Here is a 25655-nt window from a genome sequence, read left to right as displayed (position 1 = left end):
GCTCAGCTGGTCGGCGGCAACCTCCGACTTGTTCCATACCAATCGGCTTTTGGCTGCGTCGCGAGGCTATCGCGACTGAACCAGGCCAGGCGGGTCACGGAGTACTCACAACTCCTCGGAATCAAGCCAAACAGAAACATCAACCTGCTCTTGAGCCTGACGACCTCGCAAGTACAACAAGAGGCACTCTCTACAACCCTTGGGATCGAGACTCCGCCCGAGTGGGACTTGGCGGCGTGGTATCCGTTCATGACGGACGACCCGAGACTGCCCTCCCATCTCAGGTTGAGGTACTGCCTTCCTTGCATCAGACTCGGGTATCACACCACACTGCATCAGCTGCCCTGGATTTCCACGTGTCCCTGGCATGGCGTTCGCCTGCGCCAGAGTTGCCCACGATGCAATGGATTTCCGGTGACAGTCGCTGGCACGCCCACGAAGTTGCTCACCTGTGCGTGCGGCTTTGACCTTATGAATGAGTCGGCTTCCGCCTTGCAGAGACACCCCCACCCCAATGCCACGGCGTATCTACAGGCCTACCTCAACTGGTGTGCGGAGCAAAGGCGTACAAGTCGGCTGATCGTAACTCCAGGGGTACACGTTGATCCCAGCAGGATTTCCAGCCTTGTGGACCTTCCTCCTGGCCTGGCGCTACGCCAGGCCAGGAGGGTCTGCAACGCTAAAAGGTACAGGCTCACGACACACCCAGATCAACAATCACCACCAGCAGGCGCAGATACAGCACTACGTGCAAACCATACGGGCTCTGAGGACGACTCAGGCCCAATCCTCCGTTACATTGACCAGAATGCAGCCAGAGGTTCCCGACGAGGTCGATCAGATCAGGCCTTTAGCCCTCAAGGCGAGCGAGTCGCCGGAGCTCGGGATCAACCGGCTCCGGATGGATGGAGCAGCTACGCCGCGACCAGGCCAGGCGGGCGCTATCGAGTGATTCACCCCAACTATTTGAACTTCGTAGATGAGCTCCTGGGCAAATTCAGCCATTCCAGCCCGCAGCGGGTGAGCAACTCGGGATTGGGACTACGAGTGAGACTAGCGGTGCTCGCCCAGGGCTACGCGGACGGCATCCTCCTCTCGGAGCATGAGGGCAACTTGAGCGCGCTTCCGGAGCGTTATAGATCGCCCAGTCCCATTGCGCTTTTGGATACGAGCCATCCACACGAATTGCGCGTGGCGTTCGGATAACGCAACCCTAAGCAAAGGCATCGATCGCCCCACCCTAAACTTCTGACGCACAACTCAGCTGCCGAGATAGAGAAGCCGCCTGTTTGCACCTGGAAATGGGCGGCACCCATTTATTCGTAGCATTTGCCAACAACAGCAATCGAATCCACGCCAGGGCCAGGCGCCTTCAATCCGTGATGCTGATGCACCAGTCAATGCCAGATGGCGCCATCGGGCAGAGACTCTGGCTGGTCTACCATCAGTAGATAGTCAGGAGCAAGATGACGCTGAGGGTTCGGCGCCGCGCGATAGGCCTGAATGACGTACTGGACCAGCGGGACTTCCACCCCAAACCGAAGACCTTAGGTGCCCCGCATGTACTCCTCGCGCACCATCTGCCGTTGTGCGCCAGTCAGTTGCGGATACTGCCCACCGCTAGGATCACCGATGACGCGCTGTCCTGCCGCGTGCGGGCACCCGGGTTGACTTGGCGATAGGCGCCCCACACCACCGCCGTGGTCATCCAGCACCGCGCCGCACTCGCCGGCCTGGAGGGGACTTCGGCGGACACAACCTGCGCTCGGGCTTCATCACCGAAGGGGCGCACCAAGGCTTGGCGCTGCCCGCCCTGATGGCGAATACCGATCACCGCTCGGTGGCCAGCGCGGCTGGCTACTTCCAGCAGGGCGGCGCCCAGCACAACCCGGCCGCACGGCTGCTCGACGCGGATTGAGCCCGTCCCAGGCGCGCCGCGTCCCGGCACCCACCCACGCCCTTGAAACTGTGAAAGCCATCCCAATGTTGATCGGGAGCTATCAGCTTTCCGGCCCGTGATCGGGGAAGAGTCGCAGTTCCTGCGACAACGAGCCGGCAAGTTGGCAGCGGGGAAGTCGCAGTACCACCTCACCTATCCGCCGGTCGGCACGCGCCCGGCTTGGAGATCGATGCATGGGAACGCAGCACGTAGGCCATAGGGAGCTTGTCAATTTTGCCGACGATCGGGTCAATCTGCCACGCGATAAAGCCAATGAGCTACGCGCGCAGGCGCGTGGACTGAGAGAGCGTCTGGAGACCTACCTAGGGCAGCACCCGGATTTCACCCTTCGAAAGATGATCCTTTCGGGAAGTCTGGCAAAAGGCACCGCATTGCGGTCGCTCAACGACATTGACGTGGCCTGTTACATCAGTGGGGCAGACGCCCCCAAGGACATTGGGAGGCTGCTGGAGTACTTGGCAGAGCGGCTTCGAAAGGCTTATCCAAATTTCAAGCCCGAACAAGTCAAGCCCCAGACTTACTCCGTAACAGTCTCGTTCCAAGGTTCTGGGCTGGATGTGGACGTGGTGCCGATCCTCTATGACGGCGATCCTGACTGGTATGGCAACCTAGTCAGTCAGGATGATGGCTCGTTCTTGAGAACCAGCATTCCCCGGCACCTAGAGTTTGCCAAGCGGCGTAAACAATTGCAGCCTTCGGATTTTGTGCAGGTGGTGCGCTTGGTCAAGTTCTGGGCAAGGCGCATGAAGACGGAAGTTCCCGGCTTTCGTTTCAAGTCCTTCATGATCGAGATGATCCTGGCAAAGCTGTGCGATGAGGGGCGTGATTTCTCCAACTACCCCGAAGCGCTCCAGCACTTCTTCACCTACGTGGCGCAGAGCGGCCTTCGCGAACAAATCGCATTCCAGGATTACTACCCTACCGCCATTATCGCCGCCTTCTCCGAGCCTATGCAGATCATTGATCCGGTGAACGAGAAGAACAACGTGGCCAAATTGTACGGTCACGCGCAGGTCGATGCCATTGTCGAGGCGGCATTGGATGCCGGCGACGCGATTGATGCGGCACTGGCTGCACCGACCAAGCAGGAGACCGTGCGCTACTGGCAAAAGGTCTTCGGCTCTTCCTTCCAAGCGTGAGGGCCCTATGACTGGCAGCTACACACAATCAAGCACCAGCACCTTTACGATCACTCATGCCCGCCACATGGCAGCGAAATTGGCCGCCGACCTCAAGCGTATGCAGCGCTTCTATGGGGCGCCCAGCGATGACAGAATCGCCGCTTATGAGACCGAAGTGGTTGAATTGTTGAAGGCCGGCTATCTGGACACAGTCACCTACGGTTTCAAGCGGGGTGATAACTGGATCGAGCCCACACTGCGCTACACCGCAAAAGATCTTGCAGGCATGTCCGGAATCGATGACGATCCCGGCAAGCTCCGCCCAGGCGCAGATGTATCCGGGGCGAGCTTCTACAACTACCTGACGTATTCCTCTGCCTGGTTCACGCTGTCGGCTCCTCAGCGGGAGTCATTTGAAAAGTCGCTTCCATTTCAGCGTACCGGGGCAGCCGAGCCTGGTATCAGCGGAAGCCTGGTGTCTGACCGCAGCTACTCTGCGGGTGGCAAGGCACTCGACCGCCTCAGTGTCAGGAGCTACTAATGCACTCAAAGCCAACCCTTGACGAGTTGTTTGATCAACGTCGCATCTATCCGGACATCGACGCCCGCACCCGATTGGATCGGCTGATTGGCGTGGACGATCAGAAGGCTCGCTTGTCGAAGATTCTCGGCCTGCTAGTCCACCCAGCTGGCCTGGAATTGTGGGCCAAGCGCCATCACCCAGGTGCCGCAACGCTGCTTGATTCCGTACTGCGCCGACCTCCTTTGGTCATTCTTTCCGGTGACGTCGGCTCTGGCAAAACCGAATTGGCAGAGACTATCGGTGATGCCGTGGCGCGACAGGAGAAGATTGATATCACCTTGTTCCCGCTCAGCCTGGCCACCCGAGGCAAGGGACAGGTTGGCGAGATGACCCAGCTACTCACCACAGCGTTCGACTACGCGCTGGCAGAAGCGACCAAATTGCAAGGTCGCGGAAAAAGCACCGGAGGGGTCATCTTGCTGGTGGATGAGGCCGATGCGCTGACCCAGTCTCGGGAATCGGCGCAGATGCACCATGAGGATCGAGCAGGGGTCAATGCCTTCATCAGGGGTATCGATCGTCTGGCGCAGACGAAGGTGCCCGCCGCCGTGATCATGTGCACCAATCGCCTCAACGCGCTGGATCCGGCCGTACGCCGTCGCGCCGCTGACATTTTGACCTTCAACCGTCCTGATTCAGCTCAGCGACGCTACGTCCTGGAACACCAGTTGCGACCGCTGGGTCTATCCTCCGTGCAGATCGAAGGGCTGGTAGAGGCCACTGGAGCGAAGGATGGACAAGAGGTCGGCTTCACCTACTCTGACATCACACAGCGGTTGATCCCCTCGATCGTACTAGATGCTTATCCAGACCGATCGATTGAGAGCAAACGCGCGCTTGAGATTGCTCGCCCAATGCAGCCAACGCCGGCGTTTCAGGATCATGGCTGAGATGCCTTCCCAGCACGCGCCGGGGCGCCGCTGACACTGTTTCGTGTGGCACAGCTGGCTGCCCCACCCCAGTCGCTGCTATTTCACATTGTTGACCAGGCAAGCGCCTGCTGCTGAGTGTATGGAGGTCCCAAGATGTCCCAATGGTCACTTTCACAGCTGCTTTCTTCATTGCATGAGGATGTTCAGCTGCGCCTTGCCACTGTCCGGAAGACGTTCAATCACCCAGGGTCCAAGGGGGATGCCAGTGAGAACGTGTGGATCAGCTTGCTGGATACCTACCTACCAAAGCGCTATCAAGCTGCGAAGGCACACGTGGTGGATAGTCAAGGAAATTTCAGCCAGCAGATTGATGTGGTGATTTTCGATCGGCAGTATTCACCGTTTATTTTCACCTACGAGGGTGAAATCATTGTTCCTGCCGAGAGCGTCTATGCGGTGTTCGAAGCCAAGCAGACAGCGAATGCAGAGCTGGTGGCGTACGCCCAGCAGAAGGTGGCAAGCGTTCGACAGTTGCAGCGCACTAGCCTGCCAATCCCGCACGCGGGTGGGGTCTATCCGCCAAAGGCCTTGATGCCAATTCTTGGCGGGCTGCTGACCTTTGAAAGTGACTGGAGTCCAGCGCTTGGGCCCTCCCTGGAAAGGGCACTGACCGCCAATCCCGGCGACGGGCGCTTGGACCTTGGCTGCGTTGCTGCGCATGGTCACTTCTTCTTTGACCATTCCAAGGATCGCTATCTCTTTGTGAATGAGAACAAGCCCGCGACGGCGTTCCTCTTCAAACTCATCGCCCAACTTCAGTTCAGTGGGACCGTACCGATGATTGATGTTGAGGCTTACGGCCAGTGGCTGACGAAGTGATGGCTTGGTCATGGCAGCTGTTGGGCGCGACATGAGGCATGCCTGCCCGGGTACTCCGCGCTGTTTAGCGAGGAAGCTTGCCTGAGGGAGACGCCTCTAGGCTTCACGCGCTTCGTGCCCAGCTCGAGGTGCACCGAGTGAGGTCGCTGCCTTCCGGCCCGGAGCACGGATGTTTCAACTTGGGGCGTCGCGCGATTAGCTTGTGCACAATCAGCGTCAGCGGGCCAGCGCGAGGCTGGCTGAATCTCTAGCGATGCCGCGACTATCCCTTCCTCCGAGTCCGAGTCCGAGCCCCACCTCGACCACGTGGCGGGGCCGACCTAAAGGAAGAGGTTCGCAACCTCCAATGGCCACCTCGACTGCTGCGAGAGCGGCTCGGCCACAATCATCGATAGCCTGCCGGACAAGAGCATTCCAGTCCCCACAGCATTGATTACGCTCGTTTGAACTACGCCGCCGGGCACAGCCGCTCCATTGGCTTTGCCTCAAATTAGAAGCCGTGCATTGGCGCCGCACCAAATTCATGCACTAGCGTTGTGCAATGTCCAACTACACAGCATTGGCGCGCGCGCGATTGTGGTGCAACACCGCATCGATCCATTGATTAATCAATGAGATACAGAATCATAGTTTTGCGCGTGCAACACCCGGCTCTGGCCCTACCCAACGGGATCCTTGGCGTCAGCTCCCGGCAGCTCCAATTCTGAGGCGGTCTGCCAGGCTTTCCCACCCAGATCTGGCCAGCGTCACCGCAGTCCTGGAACCGGGCAACATTGGAAGCATCCTTCGCGCCCGATCCGAGGGAACGTGGCCAGCACCACATCAACCGGAACCCAAGCAGCGCACACACGGTTCAACCCATGCGGCCGTGACGCGTCACGCAAATAGGCTGCCGACCACCGGGACCCGTGCCTCCGCCCATCGCTTATCCTTTGAAATCTGCCAGCAAGGATGCCCGCATGACCGACAGAATTCATTCTGATCACACCCACGACAGCGCGCCCGGTCTCAGCTTCGTCCACATGGACAAGCTGATGGACCAATTCGCGGCCACGACCCGCGGATCGCAAGCCAGCAAGCTCGAACGCGTAGCCATGGCCGTCGGTGTAGCTGGCGCCGTAGCCGGCATCCTGCTGGGGTGGCTGTTGCCCAAACCGCTCGATCTGTATGGCGCGGTCATAGGCCTGGCTCTCGAGTGCCTGGGATTCGCCGTTGGCATGTTTCTGTCCTTCAAGCGTGATTGGCGGTCGCTTCGCCACGCGCGCCGGGAGATGGCCGAATCCCTGGACTCAGACTTTGTGAAGTACCAGGAATACGTCCAGCAGCTTCGCCAGTTCCCCGCACGGGAACGCGCTCGCCGGCACCGGTACATCCGCGATCGCAGCACCCGCATGATGAGCCGCACGCGGCTTTTCACTGGCGGCATGGAGCGCCTCGGCGTCTTTCCATTGCTACTCGCGCTGTACATCCAGCTCAAGGATTGGAAGCTTGGCGACTGGGCCGCCCTGAACAACGTCACCTTTGTCCAAGGTGCGCTGATCTTCGCACTGATGCTCGCTTACCTCATGTTCCTGCATCTGATGCACATCCACAGCCGTATCGAGGCCATTGAGGTACTTCTCAACGAGTCCGCAGAGCGTGATCGTGAAGAGGCATCTGCAGAGCCGATGCAAGTGCGAACAGTAGAGGTACGCCCGATAGCAGTGACGGGTTGAGGATCGCAACTGGCCCTGCCCTTCAGGGCTTCACCGCCTCCAGCTCGGCGCCGATCTGCTTCAGCGCCGCCGTTTTGTCCATGGTCGCCGGCAGGTTACGCACCAGGTTGCGCAGCAATCGCAGGTCCTGCAATGCGCCCAGCCTGTCGCTCACCTTGTGCAGCGCCTTCGCTTTACGCGCGACCGCACCGTTCCCATGTGCATGCCCATGCACCGCACCGAGCGCATGGGCGGCATCCAGCTGCATGCGCAGTCGACGCGCGCGTCGCCGCCAGCGATGCACGGCTTCATCGTCGCCGTCATGCGCCGCACGCGCGGCAGCCTTGACCACGCGGCGCTCGCTGCGTGCCAGTGCGGCACGGACACGCGAACGCCGAATCCGCTCCCAAGGCTGCTGCTGCACGTGTGACAGCACCTGCTCCACGACACTACGCCGGCGGGCAAAGTCCGGGTCGCTGGCCAGTGCCCGCCGCAGGATGTGTTCGCGGCGGGCGGCCAACGCGGTGATGATCGCATTCCAGTCGTCTGCGCCATCCGCCTTCTGCAATCGGGCGGCGGCCTCTACCACCACGTGGGCATCGCGCATGTCCGACAGCCCCTTGCCGAGCCGACGCAGGGCCAGGTCGTCGCGCGCAAGGGCGAAATCGTCCTCATCCAGCAGCGCCAGCAGGGCGCGCATGCGCCGGATCGCTTTCCGCGCCGAGTGGATGGCATCGTGCGGGTCGACGGTGGCGGCCAGCGCCTCGAGCACCAGCTGGCAATCCCGCCCCAGCAGGTCCCTGGCTACCTCCCCCGGCGCATCAGACGACATCGAACACCCCGTGCCACGTCGATGGGCAGAGTGTATCGAATGTTAGCCGCCCTGCTCCGCCTCGCCGTCCAGCACCCGCTCCACGAAGGCCACGGCGTTGCTCAGCACCTCATCGAAGTCTGCGGCCTCGGCCACGTCCGGCTGGATCCAGCGGCGATCCTTCAGTGCCACCACGAACACGAAGGCCGGCTTTCCCTCGGGCTGCCAGGCCGTCACATGGAAATCCTGCCCCCGGTAGGAGGCATCGAGGGTAGCGCTGGCCACCTTGGTTCGGGTGTCCTGGCGCGAGGCATCGCCAAAAACATCGGTTGCCTGCGTTCCGGAAGGCAGATCCAATACCTTGGCGCCAAAGCGCACCACGCGCGCGGCCGGAAGGCGACTGTACGTGGCCGAGTAAACATCTGAGATCCCGCACAGGCTGCTGGGCCGCTCGACCTGCCGCGGCCCCGTTCGCGACACTTTGCGATTGGAAGTAAGTCTGGTCATCTGCCTGGCCCCGGTGGCGATCCACGGGTTCAGTCTGGCGACGTGTCCAATGGCGCGCATCAGTAAAGACGCGCGCCCGGCATCGGTAGTCTTACTGAGAGCCCTGCGCCGTCCACGCCGCCTTAATGGCGCCGGGGCAACCCTGTCCACAGCCCGACATCCGCGCCGGAGGGACGTCCACCATGCTGCCTGCCCCGCTCCATCGCCTCGCTACCCAGCTTTTCGACAACGGCGTTCTGCGCCTGATCTTCGAGAACACCCGCAACATGGCGGTGTCCTCGCTGATCACCGCAGCCGGCCTGGAGGTCGTCCGCGCCGGGCCCAACGACCTGGACCTGATCCCCCCAACCCTGGCTGGCTACGTGGTCGTGGCAATTGGCGTCAGCCTGCTGCTGTTGAACCTGTTCGATGGCCTATGGCGGCTGAGCCGCATGAAATCCCACCTGATCCTGCAGATCCTGATGTGCGGTGCCTATGCCTTCATCTTCTTCCGGGTGGTGCACCTGGTGCTTTACTTCAAGGCCGGAGGTGGTGGCTCCATGAATGTCGGGGGCTGAGCTGCAGGCGCTCTCCGCCGTCGGATAGACTTGCCGCACAGTCGCCATCCGGCACGGAAATGATAGGGAATGTCATGTCACTCAGGATCTTCGGGATCTCGCTGTTGCTGTTCTGCGCCCTCTTCTGCCTTCCCCTGCAAGCCTCCATGCAGGACGATCCGCCTGCGATCACCGCGCAGGTCAACACCCTGATTGCAGCGGACGATTATGCGGGCCTGGACGCCCTCGCCCGCAAATACCGCAATCCGCGCGAACGCACCAGCGACGGGCAGTGGAAGCTGGCTGTGTTCTACCGCGCATTCTTTGACCATTTCTCGTTCACCCAAACCGATCCTGCGGTATGGGACACGAAGATGGCCTGGGCAACGGCATGGACCACTGCGCGCCCAAAGTCAGCCGCCGCTCACAATGTGATGGGGCGCGCACTCCTGTCACGGGGGCTGAGCTACCGGGGCCAGGTCGCCTCCAGAGAGGTGCCGGAAGAGAACTGGGCGCCATACCTGCGTTATGCAGGGGAATTGCTGGAGTACCTGCTTGCGCACAAGAGCGTAGCCAGCGTTGACCCTTACTACTACGCGACGCTTGCCAATGCAGCGCACCGGAACGACTGGAGCGTCGACGCCTTCATGGCGGTATTCGATGAAGGTGCCGCGCGGCACCCGCAGTACCTGCCGCTCTACATCGTCCCTGTGAACACCTACTTTGCGCGGCAGTATGGCGGCACGCCTGAACTGGTGGAAGCATTCGCACGCCATGCGCTTACCAAAGTGCCGGCAAAGGACCGCGCCAGCCTGTATGCCAGCATCTACATGGAGTCGTGGAAATTCAGCGGCGAAGGCCCCCGGAACCAACCACTCGTCGAGTGGCCACTGGTCACCAGCGGCATGGACGACATCCTGGCCAGGTACCCCAGCCAGAACAACTTCCAGACCTTTGCCCATCTGTCATGCATGGCGCAGGACCGGGACAAGTCGGTGGCGCTGCAGAAGCACATCACCACGCCGCCGGACCTGCAGATCTGGGGTCACGCTGAGGTCTACAGGCTCTGCGGGCTGCCCATTCTTCCCGGGCCACAGGTCAGCGCTCGTCCTTGAATATCCTGCCATCCTTCATGATCACGTTGAAGTTGGCGTCCGGGTTGGTGATGACGTTGATGTCGGCCAGCGGGTCACCATTCACCAGCAGCAGGTCCGCCAGGGCGCCCTCCTCCACCACGCCCACGCGCCCGGCATAGGGGCTGCGCTTGCCTGACAGCGCCAACAGCTCGGCGTTGGTGCCAGTGGCCATGACCAGGGTTTCAGCGGGCGTGTACCAACGGGTCAGGCTGGCCAGGATGCGGTTCTGCTGCGAGGCCAGCGCGCTGGAGAACAGCACGTCGGTGCCGAAGGCGGTCTTGAGCTTGTACTTGATGGCGAAGCGGTAGGTCTGGTCGGTGCCGGCGAACACCTCCTGCGCCTTCTGCCATTGCTCCGAGCCCTTCGGGAAGGCGTTGGCCAGCTCCGGCGGGAAGGGCTGGGTGCTGAGCCAGGTGCCGGTATCGCGCATGCGCCGCGCGGTGGCGTCGTCCATCAGGCTGGCGTGTTCGATGCATTTCACCCCAGCACGGATGGAGCGCTGGATGGCTTCCGGGGTGTAGGCATGCACGGTGACATAGGTGCCCCAGTCGGTGGCCGCTTCCACTGCAGCGCGAACCTCAGGCTCCGTGAAGGTCACCACATCCAGCGGGCTGTGCGGTGAGGAGACGCCGCCGCCGGCGGTGAGTTTGATCTGGCTGGCGCCGCGCATCAGCTGCTCACGCACGCGCACCCGAAGCTCGTCGGGCGTATCGGCGATGGCGCTGTCGCCGATCACATCGTGGCGCGATCCGGGCTGGCCGACGGTGCGCGGCAGGTCTGAGGCCTCACGAAAATCACCATGCCCGCTGGTGACGGTGATCATGGCGCCGGACGGCCAGATGCGCGGGCCCTCGGCATGCCCAGCGTCGATGGCGGCCTTCAGGCCCCACACCGCGCCACCGACATCGCGCACGGTGGTGAACCCGCGCAGCAGGGTCTTGCGCGATTCGGCACCGGCCACGATGTTGATGTAGCCGGTATCGGCGGTCATCAGCGTCTGGATGGGGATGCCGGCGAACATGCTGTGCCAGTGCATGTCGATCAGCCCGGGCATGAGGGTGCGGCCGCGGCCATCGATGCGGCGGGCCCCGGGCGCGTCGATGGCGCCGGCGGAGATGCGCGCGATGGTGTTGCCCTGCACCAGCACGTTGCTGGGGGCGGACAGGCGGCCGTGGGTGCCGTCGAAGATGCGTACGTTGGTGAACAGCGTGGCGCTCGGTGCGCCGGCCGTTTCAGGCGCCGCCATCGCGCCCTCCGGCTCCTGCTGCATCACCGGATGCGCGCCCACCGAAGATGCCAGGCCAATGCAGACCAGGGCACTGAGAATCCGGACAGTCAGTCGCTGCGACATGGCACTGCGCCCCCATTACGTTGATTGCGCTGGTATAGGAGTGGGCACGTTAGTGCCATGTGTTTGCGGGAAATACTGGCTTTGGTTTCACCGCTGCATAACGACGCCGGGTGGGTAATTGAATGGTCTTCCCAGGAATGGCCTGTCATGACCGTGTTCTCCCGACTTGGCAAGGATCCCGGCTCCATCGGTGTTGCAATGAAGTCCAGCTGGCAACGCCTGCTCATCGTGGGTGTGCTGCTGCTGGTGCTGGGAGCGTTCGGCATCTATGCGTCCTCCTTCATGGTGCGCACCATGACAGTGCTGGTGGCCGGCCTGCTGGTGATCGCCGGTGCGTTGCAGCTCACCGAAGCGTTCCTGCTGCACGGCCTGCCCAGTTTCGCCATGACCGTGCTGTTGGGCGCGGCGCAGATCATCGGCGGCATCGCCATCTACACCCATCCGGAGTGGGCCGCCTACGCGGTGGCCACCACGGTGGCCGCCGTGCTGGTGGTACAGGCGATTGCGCAGATCAGCCTGGCGTTTCGTTTCCAGCCCGGAGGAAAGCGCTGGATCTCGCTGGTGTCCGGGCTGGTGGCGCTGGCGGCGGCGGTGGTGTGCGTGAGCGGCGTGGCCTGGGCCGGGCGCGCGTCGGCATCGTGGGGCGTGGGTCTTGCGCTGCTGGCGATGGGCGCAGCGTACATCGCCATCGCCCTGCTGTTCCGCCAGGACCGTGATCAGAACGCCCCTTCCAGGTAGGTGTAGATGTAGTTGGAGCCGCCGTCGACGGTGCCCAGCATCTGCGCCGAGCCGAAGATGCCGGAACGGTGCGAGACCCCGAACCCGAAGTACAGCTCATGCCAGCGCTCGCTGCCGAAGATGTCGCCCAGGCTGACATCGATGCTGGGGTCCAGGTAGTTGAGCACCTTGGAGGTGTTGCGCTCGCGCCGCGCCTGCGACTGCACTTCGGCATAGGGCACGCGCTCGGCATAGGACACGCCGAAGCCGAAGCCGATCCGGGTCTTGACCCGGTGCGACCACGGGAAGCCGTAGTAGAACGCCTTCATGTACGCATCGATCTGCCACGCATCGGGCTGGTGGCCCTTCTCGTCGTGGCGCAGGATGCCCACGTAGCCCACCAGGTCCAGCGGCCAGCCATTGAGCCCCGACACGAACGGGCGGCCCACGTGCACGCCCCAGATGTCGGTGGGGTCGTCGTCGTTCAAGCTGACGCAGCTGAAGGTCATGATCTTGACCAGGTGGCAGCCGTCGTCCGAATCGCGGCCGTAGAACACCTTCACGTAAGTGGGGGTGTCTTCCTTGTCCCAGCGCACCTGGCCGTTGCCAAAATCGTAGGCGGCGCCAAGCATGGCGCCCCACTGCATGTCGCTGTCCACCAGCGGGCTGTTGCGGATGGTGCTGGCATAGCGCTTGGCGAACACGCCGCCGACCAGGCTCCAGTTCTGCAGGATGCGGTAGCGGCCGTACAGGCCGGCGGTAATGTCCACCCCGCTGCCGGCGGAGTATTCGGTGCGCTCCGGCGTCACCTCATGGGACTCCACGCCGAAGTAGTAGTCGTTGAGCTTGGCGCTGCGCCAGCCCAGGGTGAGCACCGGCTGCAGCGCCCAGCGGTCGCCGCGTATCGTATAGCCGTAGCCGGCACGCACTTCGGTGCCGTTGGAATTGTTGGAGATGTCCTGGCGGACGGTGAAATCAAGCGCGTGGTTGTCGTGCTTGAAGTAGTACCGCGCGCCAATGTCGGCCTCGCTGTTGCGGGTCTCCATGCCCTCGAGGATGTCGGGGGTTTCGTCTTCCGGGTAGCCTTCCAGCCGCCGTTCGACGAACAGTTCCAGGCCCTGGTCCTCGCGCGGGGTGAAGCGCACGCCGGCCGCGTTGGAGCGCAGGAAGAAGCGCTCCCCCTCGTACAGGTACAGCGGCATGATGTCGACCCGATCGTCGGCGCCCTTGTAGGGCGACGATTCGATCCGGCCCAGGAAGCCCAGCCCGGCACTGCCGGGTTCTTCGAGGATGGTGCCGAGCATGGCGTCCTGCGCGGCCACCGGGGCGGCCGCCGCCAATGCGCTGACCAGCAGCAGTCGTCGTAGTCTGCGCGTTGCCATGACGCCTCCTATTTCACGAAGTCGTACTTGAGTGCGGTCTGCAGGCGGAACACATCGCCACTGGCCCCGCTCTGATCCTGCAGCTTGCCGTACAGCAACTCCGCGCCCCAGCTCCAGCTGGGCGCCGGCTGCCAGATGATGTTGGCGGCGGCGTAATCGCTGCGGCGGAACTCGGACGGATCCAGCAGCTGGTCGCGTTCCAGGTAGAGCCGACTGTAGGTCAGTGTCGAGCGCCAGCGCTGCGTCCAATGGTGGGTGTAGCCCAGCCAGCCCCCGTATTGCTGCAGCACCTGCAGGTCGCCCTGCGGGTCGACCACGCCGTCCACGTCCAGGCCGCCCAGGTCGCCGATGAAGGCGCCGATGCCCTGCCCGCCCACGGCACCGAACACCATGTAGTTGCCGTTGTCGCCCCAGCCCCAGGTGCCGCTCAGGGCCAGGCCACCGGCGGTGGCGCTGTCACTGCCTTCGTTGCTGTCCTGCGCCGAATCGTAGGCCAGGTAGCGCAGCAGGCCCGACGCCTGCAGGCTGCCCCAGTCCGCCTCGTGGCGGGCGGCCAGCACCAGGTTGGGTGCCGCCGTGCGCGAGCGCTGGGTAACACCGGAGAACTGCAGTTCCGGCGCGCGATGTTCGGCGGCCAGGATCAGCTGGTTGCCATTGCCCAGCGGGAAGTACTGGCGGACGCTGGCCAGCCGCGCGAACGGCGAGGCCGGCGGGCCGGCAAAGTCCAGCGTGTCCGGGCCGGAATCCAGGTCCATGAAGGCCGACCAGCCAAAGCCCACGTAGGTGTTGCCGAGCTGTCCCCATGCATGGCGCAGGCGGTAGCCGTAGCTGCCACCGGAGCCGAAGAAGTCGTTCTGGATCAGGAACCGCAGCTGGCCGGCGTCGGTGTTGCGGCGCCCTTCGAAGGTGAGCCGGGTCTGCCGGGCGTGCATGTTGAAGCGCGAGCTGTCACGGCCGCCATCGACGGGAATGGATGAGGGCACGAACTCGTCGGTGACCCCGGCATCGCCGCTGTCGAACATCGCATCCAGCTTGGCGTAGCCGCCCAGCCGCAGCCAGGTTTCGGTGCCGGGAATGACGAAGAAGCCTTCCAGGTCATCGCCGGGCGGCACTTCGTTGTCCGCGCGGGCGGTGGCCTGGTCGTCCTCATCGAAGGTATCGCGTGCCGGCAGTGGCGATGGCTTGACCTTCATCGCGTCCGGCGAGGCCACTTCAACAGCCTGCAGCGGGGCGCCGACCGTGCCCGGGGCGGTCGCCACGGCGGTGGCCGGTTGCACCGGGCTGGTGGGCGCCGACTGGGCCGTGCTGGCCTGCCCGGACTCAAGCGCCTGGATGCGCGCGGTGAGCATCTCCACGGTCTGGCGCAGGCGCTGGATCTCGGCATCCTGGGTAGCGTCGCGGGTCTGGGCGGCGACGGCGCCTGGCAGCAGCACGGCGGCCAGGCAGAGGGATCGGGTGGGAATGCGCATGGAAGGCGGCCCTCGCTGGGAAGTCGAAAACGCGGAACGGATCAATCGACGGGAATCACGCGCTCGCCCTGCCCGCCACCCAATGCGGCGTACAGGTTCACGGCGTCCTGCAAGGCGGCTGCACGCAGCTGCAGCAGGTTCTGTTCGGCGGCAAAGTGGTTGCGCTCGGCATCGAGCACTTCCAGATAGGGGGTCAGGCCGACGTCGTAGCGGTCGTGGGCGGTGACGACCAGCGCCTGCTGCACTTCCACTGCACGGATCTGCGCCTTGATCTGCAGGTCGTTCTGTTCGGCGGCCACCAGCCCGCTGGCCACTTCGCGGAAGGCGTTCTGCACGGTGGACTGGTAGGCCACCTCGCGTTCGTCGCGGGCGGCGTTGGCCGCATCCACGCGGGCGCGGCGCGCGCCCCAGTCCAGCAACGGCAATACCGCGCCGGCGCCGAACGACCACACCCGGTTGCTGTCCGAGACCAGCCCGGACAGCTCGCTGGAGGCGTAGCCGCCAGCACCGGTCAACGCGATGATCGGGAAGTACAGCGCCCGCGCCGCGCCGATGTTGGCGTTGGCCGCGCGCAGCTGGTGCTCGGCCAGGCGCACGTCCGGGCGCGCTTCCAGCAGCGCCGACGGCAGCCCGGGATCGAGCCGGGTCAGCTGCGCGTCGGGATCCAGCGGCAGCCCGGCAGGCAGCGCCGGCGGCAGCGGCGCACCGACCAGGAACTGCAGCAGCTGCAGCGCCTGGCCTTGGGTGCGGCGCAGCTGCGCCAACTGCAGTTCGGTCTGGGTGACCAGTGCATAGGACTGGTTGAAATCGATGGATGAAGTGAGCCCGGCATCCATGCGCAGCTGCGCCAGTTCGAGGGTTTCGTTGCGGCTGGCCAGCGAGCGTTCGGCCAGCACGATGCCTTCGTCGCTGGCGCGCACCGCGTAGTAGCTGGCGGCGACGTTGGCCACAAGCGAGAGCTCGGCGGTATTGCGCGCCTCTTCAGTGGCCAGGTACTGCCGGCGCGCCACTTCGCTCAGGTTGGCCACACGGCCGCAGAAATCCAGCTCGAACGAGGGAATGCCCACCTGCACCGCATAGCTGTCCACGGTGACGCGGGGCGCGCCATCGGCCGCGCTGAGCGGCGTGCGCAGGCGCTGCCCCGATGCACTGGCATCCAGCCCGGGCAGGCGCTGGCTGCGCTGGATGCGGAACTGGGCGCGGGCCTGTTCGATGCGTGCGGCCGCACCGGCGAGGTCACGGTTGTACAGCAAGGCCTGGCCGATCAGGTCGCGCAGCACCGGGTCGTGGAAGAAGCGCTGCCACGGAATGCCCGGCGCCAGCGCCCCTTCTGCAGCGGACGGCGGAAACCGGTCCGGCACCGGTGCATCGGGCCGCACGTAAGTGGGTGCCAGGTTGCAGCCGCACAGCTGGCAGACCGCCAGCACCGCGCCCATCCGCCAGAGCATGCCGTTACGCATCGGCATCTTCCTTGGGTGTGGTTGCGGGGGGCTCAACAGTGCGCGGGCGCGCGCGGCGGCGCAGCAGGAAGTAGAACAGCGGGGTGAAGAAGATGCCGAACAAGGTGGCGCTGAGCATGCTGCCCAGCACGCCGGTACCCACCGCCTGGCGGCTGGCGGCGCCGGCACCGGTGGCGATCACCAGCGGCACCATGCCCACGATGAAAGTGAGGCTGGTCATCAGGATCGGGCGCAGGCGCTGCTGCGCGGCCTGAAGGATCGCATCGCGTACCGGCACCCCACGCGCTTCCTCATCCAACCCGAACTGCACGATCAGGATCGCGTTCTTGGCGGCCAGGCCGATGATGGTGACCAGGCCCACGGTGAAGTACACATCGGCCGACATGCCGCGTGCGGCGGTGAACACCACCGCGCCCAGGATGCCCAGCGGCACCACCAGCAGCACGATCACCGGGGTGACCCAGCTTTCATACAGCGCGGCCAGCAGCAGGAACGCCACCACGAAGGCCAACCCGAGCAGCATGCCCACCTGCCCCGAGGCTTCGCGCTCCTCGCGCGCGGTACCGGTCCACTCATGCCGCATGCCCGGCGGCAGCACCTCGTCGGCGATGCGCTCCATTTCCACCAGCGCCGCGCCGCTGGACACGCCGGGGGCGCCCTGCCCCGACACCGTGGCCGACAGGAAGCCGTTGTAGCGCTCCACCTGCTGCTCGCCCACGGTCCAGCGGGTGGTGGCAAATGCGGAGAACGGCACCGACTGGCCGTTGTTGCCGATCACCCGCAGGTCGGACACATCCTCGGCGCGCATGCGCTGTTCGGCGTCGCCCTGGATGAACACCCGCAGCACGTTGCCCTGGCGCACGAAATCGTTGACGTAGGCCGAGCCGAACATGATGCCCAGCGCCTGGTTGACCTGCGACAGCTGCACGCCCAGTGCGCGTGCCTGGGTGCGGTCGATGTCCACGAACAGCTGAGGCGCGCGTGGCATGCCCTCGGGGCGTACGCCGGTCAGCCGGTCGTTGGCGGCCGCGCGGGCGGCGATGCCCATGGCCGCCGCGCTCAGGCCGGTGCCGCCCACCCCGCTGCGGTCTTCGATCTTCATGCTGAAGCCGGAGGCGTTGCCCAGCGACTGGATCGCCGGCGGGTTGAGCGCGAACACCTGCGCCTGCGGAATACGGGTGAACGCCGCGCTCATGCGCGCGGCCAGTGACATGGCACTGCGTTCGCTGCCGCTGCGCTCGGCCCACGGGTGCAGGTCGACGAACGACATGCCCACCGCCTGGCCCTGGCCGAAGAAGCTGAAGCCGATCACCGTGGCCACGTTGCGCACCTCCGGCTGCTGGCGCAGGATCGCCTCGGCCTGCTCGGCGGCGGCGCGTGTGCGTTCCATGGTGGCGCCGGGCGCGGCGTTGTAGGCCACGAAGATGTAGCCCTGGTCTTCGGTGGGCAGGAAGCCGCCCGGCAGGCGCGCATACAGCAGGCCGGTGACCAGCGTGACCACTACGAATACCCCGATCCACAGCCACGGGCGCAGCAGCATGCTGCCCACCCAGCCGGCATAGCTGCGGCTGCTCTTGTCCAGGCCGGTGTTGATGGCGCTGAACAAACGCCGCCCAGGGCCGCCTTTCCCCACCTGCTCCTTGGCCGGGCGCAGCATCGCGCCACAGATGGCCGGGGCCAGCGTCAACGACAGGATGGTCGACACCACCAGCGAGACGCTCAGGGTGACCGCGAACTGCCGGTAGATGCCGCCGGCCGAACCGGGAAAGAACCCCATCGGAATGAACACCGCCAGCAGCACCAGCGTGGTGGCGATGATGGCGCCGGAAAGCTGGCCCATCGCTTTGGCGGTGGCCTCGCGCGGTGGCAGGTCCTCTTCGCGCATGATCCGTTCGACGCTTTCCACGATCACGATGGCGTCGTCGTTGAGGATGCCGATCGCCACCACCATCGCAAACAGCGACAGCAGGTTGATCGAGACCCCGAACGCCAGCAGGCCCAGGCACGCCCCGAGCAGCGAGACCGGCACCACGATGGTGGGCAGGAACACCGCGCGCCAGCTCTGCAGGAACAGCAGCACCACGATGGAGACCAGCACCAGCGACTGGATCATGGTGACGGCCACGCCGTTGACCGATTCGGTGATGAATGGCGTGGTGTCAAACGGGGTGGTCCACTGCATGCCATCCGGGAAGCTGGCCTCCAGGTCCTGCATGCGCTGGCGCACGGCGGTGGCGGTGGACAGCGCGTTGGCGCCGGTGGCCAGCGATACCGCCAGGCCGGCGGTTTCCTGCCCGTTCAAGCGCAGGTTGAAGGCGTAGTTGTCGTTGCCCAGTTCCACCCGCGCCACATCCCCCAGCCGCACGGTGGCCGCGCCTGGGGTGGCGCGGATGATCACCTGGCGGAACTGTTCGGGCGTGCTGAAGCGCCCGCGCATGACGATCTGCGCGGTGGTTTCGGTGGACGGCGTGGTTGGCTGCAGGCCAAGGCCACCGCCGGCGGTCTGCGCGTTCTGCTCGCGCACCGCGGCCATCACCTCGCCGGGCGAGATGCCGTAGCTCACCAGCTTCTCGCGGTCCAGCCAGATCCGCATCGCGTAGCTGGAGCCGAACAGGGTGACATCGCCCACGCCATGCACGCGGCGCAGTTCGTCGGCGATGTTGCTGTTGGCGTAGTCGCCCAGTTCCAGCGCCGAGTAGCGGCCCTTGTCGGACTGCAGCGAGATCAGCATCAGGAAGCCGTTGCTGGCCTGGGTGACCCGCACGCCCATCTGCCGCACTTCATCAGGCAGCCGCGGCTCCACCCGGGCCAGCCGGTCCTGTACCTGTGAGCGCGCGATATCCAGGTCGGTGCCGCTGCGGAAGGTCACCCGGATCTGTGCGGTGCCGTTGGCACGGCTGGTGGAGGTCATGAACAGGAAATCATCCACGCCGCTGAGCTCGTTCTCGATCACCGAGGTCACGGTGCGGTCCAGTGTCTGCGCGTCGGCGCCGACGAAGGTGGCCGAAATGCTCAGCGACGGCGGGGCCACGTCCGGGTACTGCTCCACCGGCAGGCTGACCAGGGCGATGCCACCGAACAGGATGGCGAACAGCGCGATCACCCACGCCAGCACCGGCCGGTAGACGAAATAGCCACTCATGGGGCTTTGGCCTTCGCCTTCGGGTCGGCTTCGGGCTGGATCGCCACGGGCTGGCCGGGCTGGATCTTGTGCCAGCCGTCGACGATCACCTTGTCGCCGGGGGTGAGGCCGGACTGCACCACCCAGCGCCCGCCGGCCTGCCCGGCCAGCGTGACCGCGCGGCGCACGGCGACGTTCTCGTCATTGACCAGCATCACCGTCGCTTCGTCCTCGCCCACCTGGATGGCGCGCTCGGGCAGGCTGGTGCCGTTGCGGATGCTGCCGATGGCGAGGATGCCGCGCACGAACTGGCCCGGCAGCAGCCGGCCATCGGGGTTGGCGAACCGCGCGCGCAGGGTGCGGCTGCCCGTGGCCGGGTCGATCGCGGTTTCGCTGAAGTCCACCACGCCGGTTTCGGGCAGGCGCACCCCGCCCTCGAGCAGGATGGTCACCTGCACGCGGTGATCGTCGCCCACGTCGATGCGGCCATCGGCCACCCCGCGCTCCAGCTCGTTCATGGCGATGTTGGAGGGATTGAAGATCACGAAGGCCGGGTCGACCTGGTCGATCCGGGTCAACAGCGTGGCGGCTGCGGCACTCACCAACGCGCCTTCGCTGACCTGCGCGCGCCCGGTGCGGCCCTTGATCGGGGCACGCACGGTGGCGTGGTCCAGCTGCAGCGTGGCGCGGTCCACCGCCGCCTGCGCTTCCATCAGCGCGGCATCGGCCTGGCGGAACGAGGCCTGGGCCGATTCGTATTCCTGCACGCTCACCGCCTTGCGCTGCACCAGCGTGGAAAGCCGGGCGCGCAGCGCGGAGGTCTGCGCCTTGGCCGCACGCGCCGACGCCAACGAGGCACGCGCCTGCTGCAGGCGTGCCTGCAGGTCGCGCGGATCAATCTGGAACAACGGTGCGTTGGCCTCTACTTCGGTGCCATCCACATACAGCTGGCGCTCGACGATGCCATCGGCGCGCGCCCGTACTTCCGCCGACCGGCTGGCTTCCACCCGCCCCGGCAGTTCCACCAGGTTGGGCACCACCTGCGCGGTGACCACTTCCACGGCCACCAGCGTGGGCGGCCGCTGTGCACCGTCCGGCCCGCCACCGCGCCCACACCCTGCCACCAGCGCAACCGCCGCCAACAGCCATGCACGCGCCATCCACCCAGGGGATTGCATCCTTCCGGCCTCCGCGGTTCGCACGGCGCCGGCACCCGGCCGGCCGCCGTGACGGGAAATGTCGGCGCAGCGCCTAGAAGGCCACCGCGTCGCGGATCAACGGACAGGTCATGCAATGGCCGCCACCGCGGCCGCGCCCCAGCTCGGCCCCGACGATGCTGATCACTTCAATGCCCTGCTTGCGCAGGTCGGTATTGGTCTGGGTACTGCGGTCATACGCCACCACCACGCCCGGTGCCATCGCCACCAGGTTGTTGCCGCTGTCCCATTGCGAGCGCTCGGCCGCATAGCGGTCGCCGCCGGATTCGACGATGCGCAGCTGCTTGAAGCCCAGCGCCTCGGCCACCACGTCGTTGAAGTGTTTCTTCTCGAACACGATCTCGAAGCCCGGTGCCTTGTCGCTGGGATGCAGCGACACGGTGTGTATCTGGTCGACGATGCCCGGGAACACGGTCACCACGTCGCGGTCGGCGAAGGTGAACACGGTATCCAGGTGCATGGCCGAGCGCAGCTTGGGCATCACCGCCACGATCACCCGCTTGGCCGCGCCGTTCTTGAACAGCGACTGGGCCAGCTGGGTGATGGCGGTGCGCGAAGTGCGCTCGCTCATGCCGATCAGCACGATGCCGTTGCCCGGAATCAGCACGTCGCCGCCTTCCAGCGTGGCGTTGCCGTGGTCCACGGTGGGGTCGCCGAACCAGATCGGGAACTTGGCCTTGGTGAAATCCGGATGGAACTTGTAGATCGCGGTGGTGAGGATGGTTTCTTCATGCCGCGCCGGCCAGTACAGCGGGTTGAGGGTCACGCCCTGGTAGATCCAGCAGGTGGTATCGCGGGTGTACAGCGTGTTGGGCAGCGGCGGCAGCAGGTAGCCGACGATGTCGGGCTGGGCGCGTGCGGCCTGCAGCGTGGGGCCGGCGAAGTCGTCCGGCAGGTCGAACACGCTCAGGCCGCCGATCAATGTTTCCGCCAGCTGGCGGGCTGGCAGCGACTGCAGGTAGGCGCGCACTTCGGCCATGAACTCCACGCCCACTTCGTTGGCGTTGATCTGGTGGTCCAGGATCCAGTTGCGGGCCTCATCAAGCTCCAGCGTCTCGGTGAGCAGGTCGTGCATCTCCACCACGTCCACGCCGCGGGCGCGCATCTTGGACATGAAGTCGAAGTGGTCGCGCTTGGCGTTGTCCACCCAGATCACGTCATCGAACAGCAGGTCGTCCTTGTTGCGGGGGGTCAGCCGGCTGTGCGCCATGCCGGGGGCACAGACCATCACCTTCTTTAGGACGCCGACTTCGGAATGAACGCCGTAGACAGTTGCACTGGACATTGCGGGCCTCTCCAATTCGCGAAAATAAACAGGGAAAGCGAAGCCTCCGCCTGTCGTCGCGGCGGCCACGGGATGCGTTTTCGTCAGGTGCAGAACTAGTCCCGAAAAGGTAAAGCGCACGTGAGCGTCGGAATATGGATAGTGGGCAAAAAGCGCTGGAAATGCGGGATGTGTTGCGCTGGTTGACGCAACGGTTTCTTTCACGTCGCCGTTACCGGTGGCGTAGTTAATCGCTGCTCCATGGAGCACATTCCAAGGCCAGGACGGCTGGCCACTTCGCAGTCCCGCGCATTCATTTGATGGAGACACACGATGAAACTTTCCCAAACAGGCGCCGCGACGGCGCTGTTGGCATCGGCCCTGTTCATGACCGCCTGCGCCACCCACACCACGCCCAGCACCTTCAACCGCTCCGAGGTCGGGCGCGCCCAGGACGTGCAGATGGGCACGGTGCAGTCGATCCGGGCGGTACAGATCCAGAATGACTCGCGTGGCGTGGCCACCATCGTCGGCGCCGGCATCGGCGGCGTGGCCGGCAGCTCCATCGGTGGCGGCAGCCGTGCCAATACCATCGGCGCCATTGCAGGTGCCGCTGCAGGCGGCGCCGCGGGCAATGCACTGGCCCGCAGTGCACGCAACGGCGTGGAGATCACCGTGCAGCTGGAGAACGGCCGAACCGTCGCCGTGGTCCAGGATGGCAACCCAAACGACTACCGCGTAGGCGACCGCGTGCGCGTTTCCAGCGACGGCACCACCACCCGCGTCACCCGCTGACACGAAGGAATCGTCATGCGCCACCTGCTGATGACACTGCTCGCCGTGGCCACCCTCAGCGGGTGCGCCACCACGCCCACGATGACCACCCAGGAACGCTTCAACCTGTACGTGCAGCATGCCGGGCCACCTGTGCAGTCGTTCCAGCTGGCCCGCTTCGTCCGCCAGACCCAGTGGACGCCGCTGGGTGACCGGGCGCTGGCGGTATGGACCAGCTCCAGCCGGGGGCACCTGCTGGAGCTGCGCGGCCGCTGTACCGGGCTGTCCATCGCCCACACGGTGCAGATCACCAATTCGTTCGGCACCGTCAACGCCCGCTGGGACAGCGTGATCCCGCGTACCGCGAGCGTGGCCATGCCGCAGTCCTGCCGCATCATCCGGATCCGCCCGCTGGATGGCACCGCGATCCGCGATGCGCGCCGCGAGATGCGCAATACGCTCTACGGTGACCGCCCGGCAGACCTGGTGGAGGACACCGGTCCGGACGTATCCGATCGGTTCGAAGACTGAGGGCGCGGCGCCATGCCCATCGAGCGCCTGCGCGGGCTGTTCCGCCGCAACGTATCGCGCAGTCTGTTCGATGCGCGATGGATCATGGCGCCGTTCTACTTCGGGCTGGTGGTCGCCCTGCTGTTGCTGCTGTTCGTGTTCCTGCGCCAGCTGGCCACTTACGTGCTGAACATCGCCAACATCGGGCCCTCCGACGCGGTATTGTTGGCGTTGTCGCTGATCGACATGTCACTGGTGGCCAATCTGCTGCTGATCGTCACCCTGGCCGGGTACGAGAACTTCGTGACCCGGATCGATTCCGGCCAGGAGCGGCGGCCCGCGTGGATGGGTACGGTCGATTTCGGCGCGATGAAGACCAAGCTGATGGGGTCGATCATCGCGATCTCGGCCATCGCGCTGCTGCGGATCTTCATGAAGCTGGAAGAAGGGCTGGTGGTGGAGCCGGAGGTGTTGCGCTGGATGTCGGTGATCCACGGCATGCTGCTGCTGTCGGCCCTGATCCTGGCGATCATCGAACGCCTGTCCCAGCAGACCCGCATGCCGCACCCACCCCGCGAGCCCTGAGCGCCGCTCAGCCGCCGGCGGCGCTGCGCCGCTGTTCGATCTGCTGGCGACGGCGCGGGTCCAGCAATGCCTGCAGCCGGCGGGTGTCAACCGCGCTCCAGTCCGGCGTGCCCAGCACCGCCTGCCAGCCGGCGATGTAGTGCGCAGGCGCAAACACATGGCCGTAGCCCATCGGCGTGCGGTCGGCCAGCAGCATGTCCAGCGCCAGCTGCAGCATGCTCACCAGCGGGTACCAGCGCACGGCCGGTGATACGTCCGGTGCACGGGGTTCGGCCATCCAGTCCGGCTGCCGCCACGCGTCGTAGGGCGTGAAAAAGGTGATCGGATCACTGGCGTACTGCAGGTACACCACCCGCATCCGTCCCCAGGGCGCGTCTGCCGGTACCGGGCTGCCGCCCTGGTTCATGAAGCGCACCGAGCGGCTGTCACGGAACACCGGCAGCCATTCGGGCGAGCCGGCATTGCGCTGGTTGGTGGTCTGCCGCCACGTGCGGGTGGCGAACGGCGGCCCACTCCACAGCGCGCCGTCGATGGGCGTATCGATCATGTCGAACAGGTTCACCGAACGCTCGGAGTTCATCGCGCCCAGGCTCAACCCGTGCACGAACAGCCGGGGGCGTGTCTCCACCGGCAAGGTACGCCAGTACGCATACACCTCGGCGAACAGCAGCCGCGAGGTCTCCTCGCCGTACTCGGGCTCGACCATCAGCGACAGCGGGCTGGAGAGATAGGAGTACTGCACCGCCACGCTGGCCACGTTGCCGTGCAGCAGGTATTCCAGGCTGTCGGCCGCCGCCGGGTCGACCCAGCCGGTGCCGGTCGGGGTGATCACCACCAGGTTGGCGCGCTCGAAGCCGCCCTGCCGCTGCAGTTCACGCAATGCCAGCCGCGCACGGGCGCGGGCATCCCCGGCCGCCGGCAACCCGGCGTACACCCGGATCGGCTGCAGCGCGGGCCTGCCCGTGAACGCGGCGATGTCCGCCGCAGCGGGGCCGGCGGTCACGTAATCGCGCCCCGCCCTTCCCATCTGCTCCCACGCTACCAGCGAGCCCGGGCCACCCGTCGCCCCCGGGCGTGTGGGTGAGATGGCATCGGGCGGGATCAGCGCATCGGCCTTGCGGAAGGAGGCGTCGGCGGCATGCAGCGCACCACGCAGCAGCACGCCGTTGGCGATGTTGAAGAACAGCACCGCGGCCACCACGATGCCCAGCAGGCGCGCCACCGGCGCCGGCATCACCCGCCGCGACAACGCCCCGACCCGGCGCGCCACCCAGGCGAACGCACGGCCCAGCACCAGCAGCACGGCGAACACCGCCAGTGCGATCAGCAGCAGCCGCAGCGAGAAGCTTTCGTGCATCGGCGGAAGGCCCATTACCGTGCGTACCGAATCCTGCCAGGGACGCACCCACCACACCGTGAGCGCACAGGCCAGCAGGCTCACCCACGGCAGCCAGCGCAGCACCTGCTGCAACCGTCCACGGCCCAGCTCCGGCAGCATCAGGCGCCGCCACAGGGCGGCCAGCGCCACACCGATGAAATACCCAAGGCCGAAGCAGACACCCGACAACAGCCCCTGCGCCACGTAACCGCGTGGCACCAGGCTGGGGGTCAACGATGCAATGAAGAAAAGTGCGCCGAGCACCTGCCCGGTACGACATAGCGGGCCACGATACGGCGCGCTCACGCGCGCCAGCAAAGCACGAAAC

The 25655-nt window shown here is 65.2% G+C and carries 21 protein-coding genes and 1 pseudogene; 12 read left to right on the top strand and 10 right to left on the bottom strand.

Annotation, left to right across the window (positions count from 1 at the left end; translation table 11 throughout):
* Window positions 1–1709: 1709 nt before the first annotated feature.
* From NMB40_RS07810 to NMB40_RS07785, 6 genes and pseudogenes are all read left to right on the top strand, one after another.
* A pseudogene (locus tag NMB40_RS07810) lies at window positions 1710–1918 on the top strand (integrase); the annotation flags it as partial.
* Window positions 1919–2133: 215 nt separating this feature from the next.
* Entirely contained in the window at window positions 2134–3099 is a 966-nt protein-coding gene (locus tag NMB40_RS07805; RefSeq protein WP_026070609.1) for a CBASS oligonucleotide cyclase, read from the top strand.
* A gap of 7 nt (window positions 3100–3106) precedes the next feature.
* A complete protein-coding gene (locus NMB40_RS07800; RefSeq protein ID WP_026070608.1) occupies window positions 3107–3622 on the top strand; it encodes an HORMA-1 domain-containing protein in 516 nt (171 codons plus the stop codon).
* Window positions 3622–4554, top strand: a complete 933-nt coding sequence (locus NMB40_RS07795) for an AAA family ATPase (RefSeq protein WP_017355006.1) — start codon at window positions 3622–3624, stop codon at window positions 4552–4554. The genes NMB40_RS07800 and NMB40_RS07795 overlap by 1 nt, the downstream gene beginning before the upstream one ends.
* A 135-nt stretch (window positions 4555–4689) precedes the next feature.
* Window positions 4690–5415 (top strand): DUF6602 domain-containing protein, encoded by a 726-nt coding sequence (locus NMB40_RS07790; RefSeq protein WP_026070607.1) that lies wholly within the window; start codon window positions 4690–4692, stop codon window positions 5413–5415.
* Window positions 5416–6374: 959 nt separating this feature from the next.
* A complete protein-coding gene (locus NMB40_RS07785; protein WP_494360672.1) occupies window positions 6375–7130 on the top strand; it encodes a hypothetical protein in 756 nt (251 codons plus the stop codon).
* A gap of 22 nt (window positions 7131–7152) precedes the next feature.
* Here the strand turns inward: NMB40_RS07785 and NMB40_RS07780 are convergent, their stop codons facing one another.
* Together NMB40_RS07780 and NMB40_RS07775 are read right to left on the bottom strand one after the other, a co-directional pair.
* Window positions 7153–7941 carry a CHAD domain-containing protein gene (locus tag NMB40_RS07780; RefSeq protein ID WP_494360671.1) on the bottom strand — a complete coding sequence of 263 codons (789 nt, stop codon included), beginning with the start codon at window positions 7939–7941 and terminating at the stop codon, window positions 7153–7155.
* 42 nt (window positions 7942–7983) lie between these two features.
* Window positions 7984–8277, bottom strand: a complete 294-nt coding sequence (locus NMB40_RS07775) for a hypothetical protein (RefSeq protein ID WP_494360670.1) — start codon at window positions 8275–8277, stop codon at window positions 7984–7986.
* 332 nt (window positions 8278–8609) lie between these two features.
* On the opposite strand from NMB40_RS07775, the gene NMB40_RS07770 reads away from it, so the two are divergent.
* Together NMB40_RS07770 and NMB40_RS07765 are read left to right on the top strand one after the other, a co-directional pair.
* On the top strand, window positions 8610–8984 hold the full coding sequence (locus tag NMB40_RS07770) for a hypothetical protein (protein ID WP_494360669.1): 375 nt from the start codon (window positions 8610–8612) through the stop codon (window positions 8982–8984).
* Between the two features lie 74 nt (window positions 8985–9058).
* Window positions 9059–10078, top strand: coding sequence for a hypothetical protein (locus NMB40_RS07765; RefSeq protein ID WP_494360668.1), 1020 nt, complete (start codon window positions 9059–9061; stop codon window positions 10076–10078).
* Here NMB40_RS07765 and NMB40_RS07760 read toward each other — a convergent pair.
* Window positions 10062–11450 carry a metal-dependent hydrolase family protein gene (locus NMB40_RS07760; RefSeq protein WP_494360667.1) on the bottom strand — a complete coding sequence of 463 codons (1389 nt, stop codon included), beginning with the start codon at window positions 11448–11450 and terminating at the stop codon, window positions 10062–10064. The genes NMB40_RS07765 and NMB40_RS07760 overlap by 17 nt on opposite strands.
* 147 nt (window positions 11451–11597) lie before the next feature.
* Between NMB40_RS07760 and NMB40_RS07755 the strand changes: the two genes are divergently transcribed.
* On the top strand, window positions 11598–12188 hold the full coding sequence (locus NMB40_RS07755) for a DUF308 domain-containing protein (RefSeq protein WP_494360666.1): 591 nt from the start codon (window positions 11598–11600) through the stop codon (window positions 12186–12188).
* Here the strand turns inward: NMB40_RS07755 and NMB40_RS07750 are convergent.
* The 6 genes from NMB40_RS07750 to arcA form a co-directional block, all read right to left on the bottom strand.
* Window positions 12167–13549 (bottom strand): MipA/OmpV family protein, encoded by a 1383-nt coding sequence (locus NMB40_RS07750; RefSeq protein ID WP_494360665.1) that lies wholly within the window; start codon window positions 13547–13549, stop codon window positions 12167–12169. The genes NMB40_RS07755 and NMB40_RS07750 overlap by 22 nt on opposite strands.
* A gap of 8 nt (window positions 13550–13557) precedes the next feature.
* Window positions 13558–15018, bottom strand: a complete 1461-nt coding sequence (locus tag NMB40_RS07745; RefSeq protein WP_494360664.1) for a DcaP family trimeric outer membrane transporter — start codon at window positions 15016–15018, stop codon at window positions 13558–13560.
* 41 nt (window positions 15019–15059) lie between these two features.
* Complete coding sequence (locus tag NMB40_RS07740; protein WP_494360663.1) at window positions 15060–16478, bottom strand: efflux transporter outer membrane subunit; 1419 nt, start codon at window positions 16476–16478, stop codon at window positions 15060–15062.
* Window positions 16471–19620 carry a multidrug efflux RND transporter permease subunit gene (locus NMB40_RS07735; RefSeq protein ID WP_494360662.1) on the bottom strand — a complete coding sequence of 1050 codons (3150 nt, stop codon included), beginning with the start codon at window positions 19618–19620 and terminating at the stop codon, window positions 16471–16473. The genes NMB40_RS07740 and NMB40_RS07735 overlap by 8 nt, the downstream gene beginning before the upstream one ends.
* Window positions 19617–20777, bottom strand: coding sequence for an efflux RND transporter periplasmic adaptor subunit (locus NMB40_RS07730; protein WP_494360661.1), 1161 nt, complete (start codon window positions 20775–20777; stop codon window positions 19617–19619). Before NMB40_RS07730 ends, NMB40_RS07735 begins: the two co-directional genes overlap by 4 nt.
* 73 nt (window positions 20778–20850) lie before the next feature.
* Window positions 20851–22101 (bottom strand): arginine deiminase, encoded by a 1251-nt coding sequence (arcA, locus tag NMB40_RS07725; protein WP_354277148.1) that lies wholly within the window; start codon window positions 22099–22101, stop codon window positions 20851–20853.
* Between the two features lie 312 nt (window positions 22102–22413).
* Between arcA and NMB40_RS07720 the strand changes: the two genes are divergently transcribed.
* From NMB40_RS07720 to NMB40_RS07710, 3 genes are read left to right on the top strand one after another with little or no spacing between them, the layout of a single operon-like run.
* Window positions 22414–22875 carry an outer membrane lipoprotein gene (locus NMB40_RS07720; protein WP_494360660.1) on the top strand — a complete coding sequence of 154 codons (462 nt, stop codon included), beginning with the start codon at window positions 22414–22416 and terminating at the stop codon, window positions 22873–22875.
* Window positions 22876–22890: 15 nt separating this feature from the next.
* A complete protein-coding gene (locus NMB40_RS07715) occupies window positions 22891–23385 on the top strand; it encodes a DUF6491 family protein (RefSeq protein WP_448142664.1) in 495 nt (164 codons plus the stop codon).
* Between the two features lie 12 nt (window positions 23386–23397).
* A complete protein-coding gene (locus NMB40_RS07710; protein WP_494360659.1) occupies window positions 23398–23949 on the top strand; it encodes a YqhA family protein in 552 nt (183 codons plus the stop codon).
* Between the two features lie 7 nt (window positions 23950–23956).
* Here the strand turns inward: NMB40_RS07710 and NMB40_RS07705 are convergent, their stop codons facing one another.
* On the bottom strand, window positions 23957–25633 hold the full coding sequence (locus tag NMB40_RS07705) for an alpha/beta hydrolase (RefSeq protein WP_494360658.1): 1677 nt from the start codon (window positions 25631–25633) through the stop codon (window positions 23957–23959).
* Window positions 25634–25655 lie beyond the last annotated feature (22 nt).

It is taken from the genome of Stenotrophomonas sp. FBCC-B152 (assembly GCF_059134105.1).
The sequence above is the reverse complement of the archived record's forward strand: the minus strand, read 5'-3'. Positions and strand labels throughout refer to the sequence as shown.